A 14,630-nucleotide genomic window follows, 5' to 3' on the forward strand; every position below is an offset into this window, starting at 1 on the left:
GCTTATGCGTCGGCGTTGTCGTTTGAGGCATCGCCCTTTGAGGGCCACTCGGACCGCTCGGGTCGATCGCGCATACCGCCCTTCACCATGTCGAAGCGGAACAGACGGCATTCGATGTTGCCGTTGTAGAGCGGTGTGCGCTGCGATTCCTTCAGTCGCATCCGACGCGGCATCGACAGATCGCCGGTGAAGACGAATGCCTTCCAGCCGGCGAAGTCGCGCTTGAGCGTGCCGGCAAAGGCCTGCGCGAACTCGTTGGCGGCGGCCTCTTCCTCGGGGTCGACGGGGGGCGGCGGCTCCGGTTGACGCAGCTCGCGCATCGGACGGCGACCATCGTCGCGCGGGGCGCCCATGGCTCGGCTGGCGCGCTCGAACACGGTGCCGTCCTCCGCACTCTCGCCTTCCGGCCGGCGGCGGCGCGAACCGTGAGCACCACGCACGACAATACGTTCACCGTAAGGCGGGTTCATCAGCAGCACACCGGCGGCCTCGAACGGCGGCTTGCCGAAGCGCGCATCAACTTGCTTGAGCACCGGCTCGCCGGGCAGGCCGGCACGCTGCCAGTTGGCTGCGGCATAGGCGAGCATGTCGGTGGAAATGTCGGCGCCAGCAACCAACGGCGGCGCACGGCGCATGGAGGCGGCGGCAGCATCGGCGGCGGCTTCGCGCAGGCGTTTGAAGCATTTGGCGTCGTGGTCCTGCAACCACTCGCAGGCGAAAGCGCGCTGGCCGCCCGGCGCAATGCCAAGCGCGCGTTGCGCGGCTTCAACGAGGAATGTGCCGCTGCCGCACATCGGATCGTAGAACGGCATGCCGTGAGCACCCGTCCAGCCCGTCAGGCGCAGAATGCCGGCGGCGAGATTTTCCTTCAGCGGCGCCTCGCCCTTTTCCTGGCGCCAGCCGCGCTTGAAGAGCGGCTCGCCGGTGGTGTCGAGATAGATCGTGCAGTCGGTCTCGGTCAGGTACGCGTAGATGCGCACGTCGGGGGAGACGGTATCGACGCTGGGCCGCGCGCCCATGCGTTGGCGGAAGCGGTCACACACCCCGTCCTTCACGCGCAGGCCGACAAACTTCAAGCTCTGCAACGGCGATTTGTGCGCAGTCACGTCCACGCGGATCATCTCGTCGGGCGTGAAGTAATCTTCCCAGCGCTGCGCGGCGGCCAGCGCGTAGATGTCGTCTTCCGAGCGATACCCGCGCGAGCCGAGGCGCATCAGCACGCGGCTGGCGATGCGGCTGTGCAGGTTCACGGCATACGCCGCACCCTGCGTGCCGAAGAAGTGCACGCCACCCGGCACGGTGCGGCCCACCTCGAACGCGGCCAGCTCATCCACCTCCGGGCGGATGGCGATTTCGGCCAGTTCATCGGCCAGCGCCTGTTCTAGCCCACGGGGGCATGGCGCGAAGTAAGCAGTTGCCATCGGAACACAAAATAGTTAGAGATCGCTGCAAAATGAAGCGAAGCGGTTCTGACGGGTCAATGCCGACGCAGACAGTACAAGTCGTACGGCAAGGAGGGGTTGGGCCGTCAGAATCATTTTGCAGTGATCTCAGAACGGCTTGACGACCACCAGGATCGTAATCGCCAGCAACAACAGCACCGGCAGTTCATTGAACCAGCGGTAGAACTTGTGGGAGCGCTTATTGGTGCCCGCCTCGAACTTGCGCAGCAGCACGCCACAACCGTGGTGATATCCGATCGTCACGAGCACCAGCGCGAGCTTCGCGTGCATCCAGCCATTGGGCGGATACAGCCCGATGCGATATCCCAGGAACAGCCACAGCCCCAGCAGGATCGCGACAATCGCCAGCATCGTCGTGAAGCGGAACAGCTTGCGCGCCATGATCAGCAGGCGCGTGATGGCCGCACGCTCGGTTTCCATCGCAAGGTTCACGAAGATGCGCGGCAGATAGAACAGCCCGGCAAACCACGACGCGATGAAGACGATGTGAAAGGCTTTGACCCAGAGCATGCGAACAGTCCCGTGAATGGTATGAAGCGCGATCGATGAAAACGCGTCGCGCCGCTCGTGGCGGCGCAAAACGTGCAAGAAGCGATATCAGGTGCGAATCTCGCCGTGCCCGAACACGACGTACTTCAGCGAGGTCAGCCCCTCCAGCCCGACCGGTCCACGCGCGTGGAGCTTGTCGTTTGAGATGCCGATCTCGGCGCCCAGGCCGTACTCGAAGCCATCGGCAAATCGCGTAGACGCGTTGATCATCACGCTCGCCGAATCGACCTCGCGCAGGAAGCGCATGCCGGTCGAATAGTTTTCGGTGATGATCGAATCGGTGTGTGCAGACCCGTAGGTGTTGATGTGCTCGATGGCGGCGTCCAGGCCGTCAACGGTGCGGATCGACAGGATCGGCGCGAGGTATTCGGTGTGCCAGTCGGCCTCAACAGCATCCTTCAGATTGCCGAAGCCGGCAGCTTCCAGCGTGGCGCGCGTGGCCGGGCATACGCGCAGTTCGACGCCCTTGTCCTGGTAAATCTTCGCCAGAGGCGGCAACGCGCGCGCAGCCACATCGCGCGACACGAGCAGCGTCTCCATCGTGTTGCACGGCGCATAGCGCTGCGTCTTGGCGTTGTCGCACACGCGCACGGCCTTTTCGATGTCGGCATCGGCGTCGATGTAGACGTGGCAGATGCCATCCAGGTGCTTGATCATCGGCACCCGGGCTTCTTCGATCAGGCGCGCGATCAGGCTCTTGCCACCGCGCGGCACAATCACATCGACATACTCCGTCATGGTGATGAGCTTGCCGACCGCCGCGCGGTCTGTGGTGGCCACCACCTGCACGGCGTTGGCAGGCAAGCCAGCATCGGCCAAACCTTCCTCGATGAGCGCGGCCAGCGCGCCGTTTGATTCGATCGCCTCGGAGCCGCCGCGCAGAATGGTCGCGTTGCCCGACTTGATGCAAAGCGCCGCGGCATCCACCGTCACGTTTGGACGCGACTCATAGATGATGCCGATCACGCCCAACGGCACACGCATCTGGCCGACCTGGATGCCGGTCGGGCGGAACTTCATGTTGCTGATCTCGCCGATGGGGTCCGGCAGCGCGGCGATCTGCTCCAGGCCAGCGGCCATGGTATCGATGGCGCGGTCGGTGAGCGTGAGGCGGTCGATGAAAGCAGCATCCTGGCCGTTAGCGCGGGCGCGCTCGACGTCGCGGGCGTTGATCTCTTTGAGCTTGGCAGCATCGCGACGGACGGCGGCTGCAATATGCAACAGCGCGCGGTTCTTCTGCGCGGTGCCGGCACGTGCCATGCCGCGCGAGGCGGTGCGCGCCTGACGGCCGACCAGGGCCATGTATTCGTTCACGTCGAGCTGCTTCATGATGATCGCGACCGGCGAGCTGCCGGCAATTCAGAGTGAGGACAATTCGGAGGCTTGCGCCAATGGCGCGGATCAGGCCGGCACCGGGAGGCTGCCGGGCCGCGCGATGCGCATCGCCAGTTGCAGCAGGCCATCCCATGGTTCAGCCGGTAGCGATGGTTCGCGCAATCCCTTGACCTGCCGATCCAGCTTGGCAGCCATGGAGAGTGCTCCCTCCAGCTCGTGCAGCGACAACCGCTGCGCCGCCTGCGGCACCAGCCGCTCGCGCGGGCCCCACACCCGAAGTTCCCGCAGCATCGAGGCCACCGGCTTGCCTTGGGCCGCACCAGAGGCGATTTTTGATAATACGCGAATTTCTTCGGTCAACGTCCAGAGGACCAGGACCGTGGCTTCACCCTCGCCGCGCAGGCCTTCGAGCATGCGGACCAGACGCGGCACATCTCCCGCCAGCATGGCTTCGGACAGCTTGAACACGTCGTAGCGCGCCACGTTGAGCACCGCATCGTGCACATCGTCGAACGTCAGTACGCCCGCCGGATGCAGCAGACCGAGCTTCTGGATTTCCTGATGCGCGGCCAGCAAGTTGCCCTCCACACGGTCGGCAATGAACTGCAGGGCGCGTCGGCCAGCCTCACCAGGCTCCGCACGCTGCTGCTGGCGTGCCAGGCGCTCGCCAATCCAGCCAGGCAGCTTGGTGCGGTCCACCGAATCGATCTTGATCGACACGCCCGCGCCTTCCAGCGCCGCGAACCACGCCGACTTGGCGGTCGCAAAATCCAGCCTCGGCAGCGTAATCAGCGTGAGGGTATCGGTGGCGGGGCCGGACGGCGTGCCCGCAGCCAATGCGCGCAATGCCTCACCGCCATCCTTGCCGGGCTTGCCGGACGGAATGCGCAACTCGACGATCTTGCGATCCCCGAACAGCGACATCGATTGCTGCGCCTCGGTCACGCGCGACCACGAGAAACCGCGCTCGACGCTCATCACCTCGCGCTCGCTAAAGCCCTGCGCACGGGCGGCCTGGCGCAGCGCATCAACAGCTTCCAGTGCGAGCAGGTGCTCGTCGCCGTGCACCACATACAGCGGCGCGAGCCCCTTGGTGGTGGCCTGCTTCAGATGACCTTCGAGCGCATCGAGCCGCAATTGCATGCCAAACCTTGCCCTGATCCGCCGCTTACGACGGCAGCTTCACGGCACCCAGACGCCGCACGAGCTGATTGATCGTATCGCCCTGCATGTCGCGGTAGAGCGCCGCTTCTTCGTAGTCCTTGGCGAGCACCTGCGTCTCGTTGTACGAGAGATCGCGGAACTGCGTGATTTCCGACGGCGGGATCAGCAGGTTGTCGTGCGCATCGCGCAGCTGGAAGCGGAAGCGATACGTAATGCGGTATTCGCGCACCACACCTTGCGGCGTGAGCGACGAGATGGTCTTCACGCGATCTTCGGCCAGCACGTCGAGCAGCGCATCGGCGTCTTTCTTGTCCGACACGATGACGGTGTCAGAGCCGTTGTCGATTAGCCGGCGCAACTGCGCGCGCATCTGCGAGTTCTGCGGCAGATTGATGTACAGCCGCTTGAACGCAAAGTCGGTATTGCCCCGCATGTGAAAACCGCAGGCGGACAGCGCCGGAAGCGCGATCGCCAGGGCAAGGACAGAGCGACCAAAGCGGCGGCGGGACAAACCTCGGGACAACGACATAACCATGCGTTCCTTGAGTGGGATGGCCGATCAGGCCACCACGTTCACCAGACGGCCCGGCACCACGATGATCTTCTTGGGCGGCTTGCCTTCAGCAAATTTCTGGACCGCTTCATCCTTGGCGGCAATCGCTTCGATGGCGGCGCGGTCGGCATCGGCCGGCACGACGATGCTGCCGCGCACCTTGCCGTTGACCTGCAGCACAAGTTCGATCTCGCTCTGCACCAGGGCGCCTTCGTCGACCTGCGGCCACGGGGCGTCGAGCAAGTCACCATACGCGCCGGCGTAGCCCAATTCCGTCCACAGCACGTGCGTGATGTGCGGCACCACCGGATACAGCACGCGCAGCAGCAGCCCCAAGCCTTCGCGGCGCGTATCGGCACCCGCGTCCTTGGCGCCTTCCAGCGCGTTGAGCATCTTCATCGTCGCCGAGACAACGGTGTTGTACTGGAGGCGCTCGTAGTCGTAGTTGGCCTGCTTGAGCACGGTGTACAGCTCGCGGCGCAGCGCACGATCGGCATCCGTTGCACCCGCCACGACGCCATTGCCGTGACCGGCGCGAATGGCGTCACCATGCGCCACGCCAAAATTCCACAGACGGCGCAGGAAGCGCGAGGCACCTTCCACACCGGCGTCGTTCCACTCGAGCTGTTGCTCGGGCGGCGCGGCGAACATCGTGAACAGGCGCGCCGTGTCGGCACCGTATTGGTCGATCAGCGCTTGCGGGTCGATGCCGTTGTTCTTCGACTTCGACATCTTTTCCACGCCGCCAATCACCACCGGCTGGCCATCCGCTTTGAGCGTGGCACCCACCGGGCGGCCGCGTTCGTCGGTCTGCACGTCAACATCGGCCGGATTGATCCACTGTTTCTTGCCCGATGCATCTTCGCGGTAGTACGTCTCGTTGAGCACCATGCCCTGCGTTAGCAGGTTGGTGAACGGCTCGTCGAACTTGACCAGGCCCAGGTCACGCATGACCTTGGTCCAGAAGCGTGCGTACAGCAGGTGCAGGATCGCGTGCTCGATGCCGCCGATGTACTGGTCCATCGGCATCCAGTAGTCGTTGCGGGCGTCGACCATGGTGTCGCCGTCCGGGCACGTATAGCGCATGTAGTACCAGCACGAATCGATGAACGTATCCATCGTGTCGGTCTCGCGGCGCGCGGGCTTGCCGCACGACGGGCACGTGCACTCCAGGAAGCGGGGGTCCTTGGCGAGCGGGTTGCCCGTGCCATCCGGAACGAGGTCTTCGGGCAGGCGCACCGGCAGATCCTGCTCGGGCACCGGCACGACGCCGCAGCTCTCGCAATGGATCAGCGGGATCGGCGTGCCCCAGTAGCGCTGGCGCGAGATGCCCCAGTCGCGCAGGCGCCAGGTCGTCTTCTTCTCGCCAAGGCCCTTGGCGGCCAGGTCAGCGGATACGGCGTCGACGGCCTGTTGATAGTTCAGGCCATCGTACTTGCCGCTGTGGAACAGCACGCCGTGTTCCTTGTCGCCGTACCACTCGGCCCAGGTGGTCGTGTCGTACGGCTGACCCTTTACGTCGATAACCTGCTTGATGGGCAGGCCGTACTTGTTGGCGAAGGCAAAATCGCGCTCGTCGTGCGCGGGCACGCCCATCACGGCGCCATCGCCGTAGGTCATCAGCACGTAGTTGCCGACCCACACCGGCACGGATTCGCCCGTGAGCGGGTGTGTGACGGTCAGGCCCGTCGGCATGCCCTTTTTTTCCATGGTTGCCATGTCGGCTTCCATGACGCTGCCGTGCTTGCACTCTTCGATGAACGCGGCGAGTGCCGGGTTGGTCTGCGCGGCGTGCGTAGCGATCGGGTGCTCGGCGGCCACGGCGCAGAAAGTCACGCCCATGATGGTGTCGGCACGCGTGGTGAAGACATACAGCTTGCCGTCGTTGATCAGCTTGCCGTCGTCACCGGAAATGTTGTGCGGGAATGCAAAACGCACACCCTCGCTCTTGCCGATCCAGTTCTGCTGCATCAGCTTGACGCGCTCGGGCCAGCCCAGCGGATCGAGGTCGGAGAGCAGTTCCTGAGCGTACTTGGTGATGCCCAGGTAGTACATCGGGATCTCGCGCTTTTCCACGATCGCGCCCGAGCGCCAGCCGCGCCCGTCGATCACCTGCTCGTTGGCAAGCACGGTCTGGTCAACCGGGTCCCAGTTCACGGTGCCGGTCTTGCGGTAGGCGATGCCCTTTTCGAGCATCTTCAGGAACAGCCACTGGTTCCAGCGGTAATAGTCCGGGCTGCAGGTCGCCACTTCGCGCGACCAGTCGATCGCCAGACCCATCGACTGCATCTGCTTCTTCATGTAAGCGATGTTGTCGTAGGTCCATGCAGCCGGTGCCACGCCGTTGTTGAGCGCCGCGTTTTCCGCCGGCATGCCGAAGGCGTCCCAGCCCATCGGCATCAGTACGTTGTACCCCTTCATGCGCAGCTGACGCGTCATCACGTCATTGATCGTGTAGTTGCGCACGTGGCCCATGTGCAGCTTGCCCGACGGATACGGCAGCATCGAGCACGCGTAGAACTTGGGCTTGTCCGAGCCGTCAGCAGCGCGCGCGTGTTCGGTCACCCGGTAGGCATCCAGGGCCTGCCAGTGTTGCTGCGCTTGCTGTTCGACTTCGGACGGGGAGTATTTGTCTTGCATGGTGATGGGTCGTCCGGGTGCCCCGGGCGATTGCAGCCGCACAACCAACGCGCGCAGCCGGATTGAATAACGGAAAAGGCCCGATTATACCGTCGCCACCCATCCCATCCGGGCGATCGCGAGCGGAGAAAAAAGGCGCCGGACAGGCCTGCCGGCGCCCTTTCCTGCCCACCTGATTTACAGGCCGAGCACGTCGTTCATGTCGTACAAGCCTTTCTTGCCGGCCACGTACACCGCAGCGCGCACGGCGCCTTCGGCATACGACTGGCGCGTGTTGGAGCGATGCGTGATCTCGATGCGCTCGCCGTCACCGGCAAACAGCACGGTGTGGTCGCCTACGATGTCGCCGCCGCGCACGGTGGCAAAACCAATGGTGCCAAGCTCCCGCGGGCCGGTCTCACCTTCTCGGGCATACACCGCACGATCAGCCAGCTTGGTGCCCTGCGCCTCGGCCACGATCTCGCCCATCTTGAGCGCGGTGCCCGACGGCGCGTCGATCTTGTGCTTGTGGTGCGCCTCGATGATCTCGACGTCATAGCCCTGCGCCAGGATCTTCGCGGCGACTTCGATCAACTTGAAGGTCGCGTTCACGCCCACGCTCATGTTTGGCGCCCAGACCACGCCGATCGACTCGCCGTAGGTCTTGAAGCTGGCCTTCTGCTCGGCCGTGAAGCCGGTCGTACCGATCACCACGGCAGTGCCCAGCTCACGCGCCACATTCAGATGATTGAGCGTCGCGTCAGGACGTGTGAAATCGATCAGCACATCGGCCTGCGAGAGCCCCGCGCGCACGTCGTCGGTCACAATCACGCCAGTGGTCTTGCCAAGCTTGACGCCGGCGTCCTGTCCCACGGCGTCGCTGCCGGCGCGGTCCAGCGCGGCGCCCAGCGTCACGCCCGGCGTACTCAGTACGGTGTCGATCAGCATCTGGCCCATGCGGCCCGAGGCGCCTGCAATCGCAATTTTCATGTCGGTGGAAGCGAAAAGCTGCAAAAGAGAAAGCGGTCTGTAAAACGCACAAGCGGCGGAACCCGTCCGCCGCTCGCTCGAAGATGGTGTGCCGGTGCTCCGGCTACACGCGCCCCTGGGCGTTCAGGGCGACGTGGTGGCCGGCGGCGGAACGCTGGTGTCGGTACCGCCACCACCAGTGCGGCGCTCCGGCAGCGTCACGTCAACACTGTTTTTGGAGCCGGTGGTCGACTGCACGCGGTCAGCTGCTTCAGCCGACGGAATCGACGGCGCGCGCGCTGCCGGTGCGGCACCCGCAGCAGCAGCGGCTTGCGCGGCGTCCTTCTTCGGGCGCTTGATGCCATCGATCTCGGAGATCAGTTCCGATTCGGACGGCAGCTCATCAGCGCCTACCCACTTGGCAAGGCGATCCCCATCAAACCACACGGTCAGCTTGCGTTCCTGCACAACGGCCGTGTTGCCACGCTTGAACGAGAAGATGTAGTCCCAGCGGTTGGCATGGAACATATCCGTCAACAGCGGCGTGCCGAGTACGAAGCGCACTTGGTCGCGCGTCATGCCTTCCTTGAGCTGCGCTGCTTGTTCGCGCGAGACGAAATTGCCTTGGACGATATCGATGCGATACGGCGTGATGGCATTGGCGATCTTGCGCGTGGTGCTGTCATAGGTGCCGCATCCGGCCAGCAACGCCGACGCAGCGAGCATGGCACCCACCAACAGGCCGCCGCGACGGGCGACGTGGGTAAAACGGACAGGACTGCGCGCAAAGGAAAAGGTCATGAGCGATCGGCCTTCAAACGGTTCCGGACATGCCGGTACGGGAGGAATCGGCGACGGCGGTGCAAATCGTGCACGCCCGTCAATAGGACTTTTGCCGCCAAAACCCTTATGATTGGAATCCGAACATTGTACTCTAGGGAGCCTGGCGCATGCCGAGTCCTGCAGACCTCAAGAACATCGGTCTGAAAGCCACGGTGCCGCGGTTGAAGATCCTCGAGATCTTTCAGACCAGCGAAGAGCGCCACATGAGCGCCGAAGACGTGTACCGCATCCTGCTCGCCGAGCACATGGACATTGGCCTGGCCACGGTCTATCGCGTGCTGACGCAGTTCGAACAGGCGGGGCTGCTGTCACGCAACAACTTCGAATCCGGCAAGGCGATCTACGAACTCAACGAAGGCAAACACCACGATCACCTGGTGTGCCTCGATTGCGGCCGCGTGGAAGAATTTTTCGATGCCGAGATCGAGCAGCGCCAGCAGAGCATCGCCCGTGCGCGCGGCTTCGCGCTGCAGGAGCACGCGCTGTCGCTCTATGGCAATTGCACGAAGGAAGCCTGCCCGCATCGGCCAAAGCGCTGAAGCGCCATCGCAAAAGAAAACGGCCGCATCGTCTGCGGCCGTTTTTCATTGGAGCGGCGAGTTGGCGGATGTCAGGCAGACAACCGCGTCTCGCCCTCCTTTTCTGCGTCGCCCTGGCCGCCCTTCTCGGCCTTGCCATGCTCATTGGCCTGTACGGGCGGATGGGCCGGCACGCCCGACGCCTGCCCGGTGTATTCGGCCACGACCTGCTTGAAGAGCTGACGCGCCCACACCAGCATCGGGTGCGTGTTGCGGCTACGGTGCCACAGCATGTTCAGCCCCAGCACGGTTTCAAGCTCTGCGGGCAGCGGGAACGCGTTGAGGTCGTACATCTTGCAGACCATGTCCTTCATCAGCGAGTTGACCGTGAAGATCATGTCGGTCTGGGCAGCCACTTCGCCCTGCGTGCGCCAGCTATGCACGGTCATGGTCGAGTTGCGCTTGAGGCCGCGCTGCTGCAGGGCGTAGTCCAGCGGAATGAGCGACGGCGCAACGCGGCTGCCGGGGCTGCCCTGCGCGATGAAGATATGCTCGCAGTCGAGGTATTGCTCGAGCGTGCAGCGATCACCGAGGATCGGGTGGTCCTTGCGTGCACAGACCCACATGTTGAAGGAGGTCACGACCTCTTCCATGATCTCGGGGTGGCGCGTGGGAAACGGCGAGAACGCCAGATCCAGCTCGTTGGCGCGCATGGCGGCCACATCGGCCTCCCACGAGGACGACTCGGTCAGGCGTACCTGCAATGACGGTGCCAGCCGCTTGATGCGCAACAGGAAGCGATCGAACAGCGCATCGCCCAACGTGCCGGCAAAGCTGACGTTGAACGTACCGGTGGCTTCGGCCGGGTCAAAAGGGCGATATCGCCTTCGTTGATGGCAGCCCACAGGTCAAGCATCTCACGCACCTTGGGGCCGAGTTCGAGCGCCTTGGGCGTGGGTGTCAGACCGTGCGGAACACGGATGAAGAGGGGATCGTCGAAAATTTCGCGTAGACGGCCCAGCGAATGCGAGACAGCCGGTGCGGTCATGTGCATCTTTTCAGCCACGTAGGTGGCGTTGCGCTTGCTGAGCAGCTCAACAAAAATCACCAGCAGCTTGGTATCGACGTTGACCATGGGACGCCTTGGCTCGAACACGTTGGGAAACTGGAAAGGCAACCATTGCCGAGGCAACGGGTCGGATGCGGCGTAAAAGCCCGCCACATCACAATGTAGTATTTGTTCAGTGTACGGACTGCAACCCGATTTTCAAAGCGAATTCCTGTTGCGCGAATTCGAAACTTGCCCATCCGCAAACGTTTCTTTTCAGTTCTTAACAAACTGGTATCGAGCGTGCGCCGAGTGGCGCGTGGCTGTGACGGCTGCTGCGCTTCGCCCGCCTATGAAAAACGCGCCCGAAGGCGCGTTTTTCTGTGCCTTTAAGCAGGATTACTTGCCCACCACACGCGCCATTTCCAGGCACTTGTTCGAGTAGCCCCACTCGTTGTCGTACCAGCTCACGACCTTGATGAACGTGCCGTCCAGTGCGATGCCGGCTTCGGCATCGAAGATCGAGGTGCGTGCATCGCCGCGGAAATCCGTAGCGACGACCTTGTCTTCGGTGTAGCCCAGCACGCCCTTCAGCGCGCCCTCGCTCTGTGCCTTCATTTCGGCGCAGATTTCAGCGTACGTGGCAGCGCTTTCCAGCTCGACGGTCAAATCGACGACCGACACGTCCGAGGTCGGCACGCGGAACGACATGCCGGTCAGCTTCTTGTTCAGTTGCGGGATCACCACGCCCACGGCCTTGGCGGCGCCAGTGGACGACGGGATGATGTTTTCCAGGATGCCGCGGCCGCCGCGCCAGTCCTTGTTGGACGGGCCGTCAACAGTCTTCTGCGTGGCGGTGGCAGCGTGCACGGTGGTCATCAGGCCGCGCTTGATACCCCACTTGTCGTTCAGCACCTTGGCAACCGGTGCCAGGCAGTTGGTCGTGCACGAAGCGTTGGAGATGATCGCCTCGCCCTTGTACGTTTCGTGGTTCACGCCGTACACGAACATCGGGGTGTCATCCTTCGACGGAGCCGACATGATCACCTTCTTGGCGCCCGCGTCGATGTGCTTTTGCGCGCCTTCCTTGGTCAGGAAGATGCCGGTCGATTCGATCACCACGTCGGCGCCGACTTCGCCCCACTTCAGCTCGGACGGATCCTTCACGGCGGTCAGGCGGATCTTCTTGCCGTTGACGACGAGCGTGTTGCCGTCGACCGACACTTCACCGTCGAAGCGGCCGTGCACCGAGTCGTACTTGAGCATGTACGCCAGGTAGTCGGGCTCGAGCAGGTCGTTGATGGCAACGACTTCGATGTCCTTGAAGTTGGCGGCGGCGGCGCGGAACACCATGCGTCCGATGCGGCCGAAGCCGTTGATGCCGATCTTGATGGTCATGGTCAGTCTCCTGATAGCAGAAAAGAAATCGACGGTGCGATAAAAACCAGCGCGGCACCTCGTGGGTGCCGCGTGCGCAAATTCAGTTAAGCAATGACGCTCTTGGCGGTGTTCACCACGTTTTCGACGGTGAAGCCGAAGTGCTTGAACAGCACGCCTGCCGGGGCCGACTCACCGAACGTGTCGATACCGACCACGGCTTGTACCTGGTACTTCCACCAGAAATCGGTCACGCCCGCTTCCACGGCAATGCGCGGCACACCGGCCGGCAGCACGCTCGCCTTGTAGGCAGAATCCTGCTTGTCGAACACGGTCGTGGCGGGCACCGATACCACGCGCGCATGAATACCCTCGGCAGCAAGCTGATCTGCTGCACCCACCGCCAGGCCAACTTCCGAGCCGGTGGCGATGATCACCACGTCCGGCTTACCGTTAGCGGCATCGCGGAGCACGTAGCCGCCGCGCGCGATGGCTTCGCGCGTGGCCGGGTTGCGCGCCTGGAACGGCAGGTTCTGGCGGCTGAAGATCAGGCAGCTCGGGCCGTTCTGGCGCTCGATGGCAGCAGCCCAAGCGACGGCGGTTTCGGTGGTGTCGGCGGTGCGCCAGACGTCCATGTTCGGGATCAGGCGCAGGCTGGCAACGTGCTCGATGGACTGGTGCGTCGGACCGTCTTCGCCCAGGCCGATCGAATCGTGCGTAAAGACGAAGATCGAGCGGATCTTCATCAGCGCGGCCATGCGCAGCGCGTTGCGGCTGTAGTCGGAGAACGTCAGGAACGTGCCGCCATACGGAATGTAGCCGCCGTGCAGCGCGATGCCGTTCATGATGGCGCTCATGCCGAACTCGCGCACGCCGTAGTTGATGTGGTTGCCCCAGGCATCCACACGCACGGCTTTGCTGCCGCTCCAGTTGGTCAGGTTCGAGCCGGTCAGGTCGGCCGAGCCGCCCAGCAGCTCACCCAGCACCGGGCCATAGGCTTCGAGCGTGTTCTGGCTGGCCTTGCGCGTGGCAATGGTCTCGGCCTTCTGCTCGCACTTCTCGATGAACTCGGCGACGGCCTTGTCGAAGGCTTCCGGCAGTTCGCCACGCATGCGGCGCTCGAACTGCGCGGCTTCGGCCGGGTGGCGCTCGGAATAGGCATCGAACAGCGCGTTCCAGGCCTTTTCCAGTGCCTGGCCCTGGCCCTTGGCATCCCACGCGTCGTACACGGCTTGCGGCACTTCAAACGGGGCGTGCGGCCAGGCCAGCGCTTCGCGCGCGGCAGCGATTTCAGCGCCGCCCAGCGGCGCGCCGTGCACATCGTGACCGCCTTCCTTGTTGGGCGCACCCTTGCCGATGAGCGTGCGGCAGCAGATCAGGGTCGGCTTGTCCGACTTCTTGGCTTCGGCAATGGCGGCGTCCACGGCGGCAACGTTATGGCCGTCGACGGCGCGGATCACGTTCCAGCCGTAGGCTTCGAAGCGCTTCGGGGTGTCGTCGTTGAACCAGTGGACAACGTCGCCGTCGATCGAGATGCCGTTGTCGTCCCACAGCGCGATGAGCTTGTTCAGCTTGAGCGTGCCGGCCAGCGAGCAAGCCTCGTGGCTGATGCCTTCCATCAAGCAGCCATCGCCCAGGAAGACATAGGTGTGGTGGTTGACGATGTCGAAGCCCGGGCGGTTGAATTCCTGGCCCAAAAGGCGCTCGGCCAGGGCCATGCCGACGGCGTTGGTGATGCCTTGGCCCAGCGGGCCAGTGGTGGTTTCCACGCCCGGGGTGATGCCGTATTCCGGGTGGCCAGCGGTCTTGCTGTGGAGCTGACGGAAGTTCTTCAGTTCCGACATCGGCAGGTCATAGCCGGTCAGGTGCAGCAGCGCGTAGATCAGCATCGAGCCGTGGCCGTTGGACAGCACGAAGCGGTCGCGATCAGGCCAGCGCGGGTTCAGCGGGTTGTGGCGCAGGTGGCGGCTCCACAGTGCCACGGCGATATCCGCCATGCCCATCGGCGCGCCGGGGTGGCCCGAATTGGCTTGCTGGACGGCGTCCATGGCAAGCACGCGAATGGCGCTGGCCATCAACTGGGTAGGCTGGGTGGTATTCGAGTGGAGGGCGGGGGCGGTCATGCGAACCTGCGGCAGGAGATAGGCGGGAAAACCGCGATTTTACCAGACGGGGATGACCCGGCTGGGGTG

At 63.7% G+C, this 14,630-nt stretch carries 11 protein-coding genes and 1 pseudogene; 1 reads left to right on the forward strand and 11 read right to left on the reverse strand.

The genetic code is table 11. The features are described 5' to 3' along the window. Positions 1–2 precede the first annotated feature (2 nt). From BG83_RS0123705 to BG83_RS0123740, 8 genes are all read right to left on the reverse strand, one after another. Positions 3–1,421: a THUMP domain-containing class I SAM-dependent RNA methyltransferase gene (locus tag BG83_RS0123705; protein WP_024979082.1), complete on the reverse strand. Its 1,419-nt coding sequence runs from the start codon at positions 1,419–1,421 to the stop codon at positions 3–5. Positions 1,422–1,550: 129 nt separating this feature from the next. After that, positions 1,551–1,973: a CopD family protein gene (locus BG83_RS0123710; protein ID WP_024979083.1), complete on the reverse strand. Its 423-nt coding sequence runs from the start codon at positions 1,971–1,973 to the stop codon at positions 1,551–1,553. Between the two features lie 87 nt (positions 1,974–2,060). Then, complete coding sequence (locus BG83_RS0123715; RefSeq protein ID WP_024979084.1) at positions 2,061–3,341, reverse strand: glutamate-5-semialdehyde dehydrogenase; 1,281 nt, start codon at positions 3,339–3,341, stop codon at positions 2,061–2,063. A 72-nt stretch (positions 3,342–3,413) separates the two neighbouring features. Continuing rightward, positions 3,414–4,490, reverse strand: a complete 1,077-nt coding sequence (gene holA / locus BG83_RS0123720; RefSeq protein WP_024979085.1) for a DNA polymerase III subunit delta — start codon at positions 4,488–4,490, stop codon at positions 3,414–3,416. A 25-nt stretch (positions 4,491–4,515) separates the two neighbouring features. Beyond that, complete coding sequence (lptE, locus tag BG83_RS0123725) at positions 4,516–5,040, reverse strand: LPS assembly lipoprotein LptE (RefSeq protein WP_037027129.1); 525 nt, start codon at positions 5,038–5,040, stop codon at positions 4,516–4,518. A gap of 30 nt (positions 5,041–5,070) precedes the next feature. Next, on the reverse strand, positions 5,071–7,704 hold the full coding sequence (gene leuS, locus BG83_RS0123730) for a leucine--tRNA ligase (protein ID WP_024979087.1): 2,634 nt from the start codon (positions 7,702–7,704) through the stop codon (positions 5,071–5,073). 177 nt (positions 7,705–7,881) lie between these two features. Then, positions 7,882–8,673 carry a 4-hydroxy-tetrahydrodipicolinate reductase gene (gene dapB, locus BG83_RS0123735; protein WP_024979088.1) on the reverse strand — a complete coding sequence of 264 codons (792 nt, stop codon included), beginning with the start codon at positions 8,671–8,673 and terminating at the stop codon, positions 7,882–7,884. 123 nt (positions 8,674–8,796) lie between these two features. Further along, complete coding sequence (locus BG83_RS0123740; protein ID WP_024979089.1) at positions 8,797–9,453, reverse strand: outer membrane protein assembly factor BamE; 657 nt, start codon at positions 9,451–9,453, stop codon at positions 8,797–8,799. A 149-nt stretch (positions 9,454–9,602) separates the two neighbouring features. Between BG83_RS0123740 and fur the strand changes: the two genes are divergently transcribed. Further along, positions 9,603–10,034, forward strand: a complete 432-nt coding sequence (gene fur / locus BG83_RS0123745) for a ferric iron uptake transcriptional regulator (RefSeq protein ID WP_004632868.1) — start codon at positions 9,603–9,605, stop codon at positions 10,032–10,034. 71 nt (positions 10,035–10,105) lie between these two features. Here the strand turns inward: fur and BG83_RS28070 are convergent. From BG83_RS28070 to tkt, 3 genes and pseudogenes are all read right to left on the reverse strand, one after another. Continuing rightward, positions 10,106–11,148: pseudogene (locus tag BG83_RS28070) on the reverse strand (LysR family transcriptional regulator). Positions 11,149–11,460: 312 nt separating this feature from the next. Next, positions 11,461–12,459, reverse strand: coding sequence for a type I glyceraldehyde-3-phosphate dehydrogenase (gene gap / locus BG83_RS0123755; RefSeq protein ID WP_009241512.1), 999 nt, complete (start codon positions 12,457–12,459; stop codon positions 11,461–11,463). 86 nt (positions 12,460–12,545) lie between these two features. Then, the gene (gene tkt, locus BG83_RS0123760; RefSeq protein WP_024979090.1) at positions 12,546–14,561 is read right to left on the reverse strand and encodes a transketolase; all 2,016 of its coding nucleotides are present in this window, start codon (positions 14,559–14,561) and stop codon (positions 12,546–12,548) included. Positions 14,562–14,630: the final 69 nt, after the last annotated feature.

The sequence above is a fragment of the Ralstonia pickettii genome, from assembly GCF_000607165.1.
Lineage (GTDB): Bacteria > Pseudomonadota > Gammaproteobacteria > Burkholderiales > Burkholderiaceae > Ralstonia > Ralstonia holmesii.

Coding starts and splice junctions, on each gene's coding strand:
- holA (WP_024979085.1), bottom strand. CDS start 4,490: ATGCAATTGCGGCTCGATGCGCTCGAAGGTCATCTGAAGCAGGCCACC.
- BG83_RS0123740 (WP_024979089.1), bottom strand. CDS start 9,453: ATGACCTTTTCCTTTGCGCGCAGTCCTGTCCGTTTTACCCACGTCGCC.
- BG83_RS0123705 (WP_024979082.1), bottom strand. CDS start 1,421: ATGGCAACTGCTTACTTCGCGCCATGCCCCCGTGGGCTAGAACAGGCG.
- BG83_RS0123710 (WP_024979083.1), bottom strand. CDS start 1,973: ATGCTCTGGGTCAAAGCCTTTCACATCGTCTTCATCGCGTCGTGGTTT.
- fur (WP_004632868.1), top strand. CDS start 9,603: ATGCCGAGTCCTGCAGACCTCAAGAACATCGGTCTGAAAGCCACGGTG.
- leuS (WP_024979087.1), bottom strand. CDS start 7,704: ATGCAAGACAAATACTCCCCGTCCGAAGTCGAACAGCAAGCGCAGCAA.
- lptE (WP_037027129.1), bottom strand. CDS start 5,040: ATGTCGTTGTCCCGAGGTTTGTCCCGCCGCCGCTTTGGTCGCTCTGTC.
- BG83_RS0123715 (WP_024979084.1), bottom strand. CDS start 3,341: ATGAAGCAGCTCGACGTGAACGAATACATGGCCCTGGTCGGCCGTCAG.
- tkt (WP_024979090.1), bottom strand. CDS start 14,561: ATGACCGCCCCCGCCCTCCACTCGAATACCACCCAGCCTACCCAGTTG.
- gap (WP_009241512.1), bottom strand. CDS start 12,459: ATGACCATCAAGATCGGCATCAACGGCTTCGGCCGCATCGGACGCATG.
- dapB (WP_024979088.1), bottom strand. CDS start 8,673: ATGAAAATTGCGATTGCAGGCGCCTCGGGCCGCATGGGCCAGATGCTG.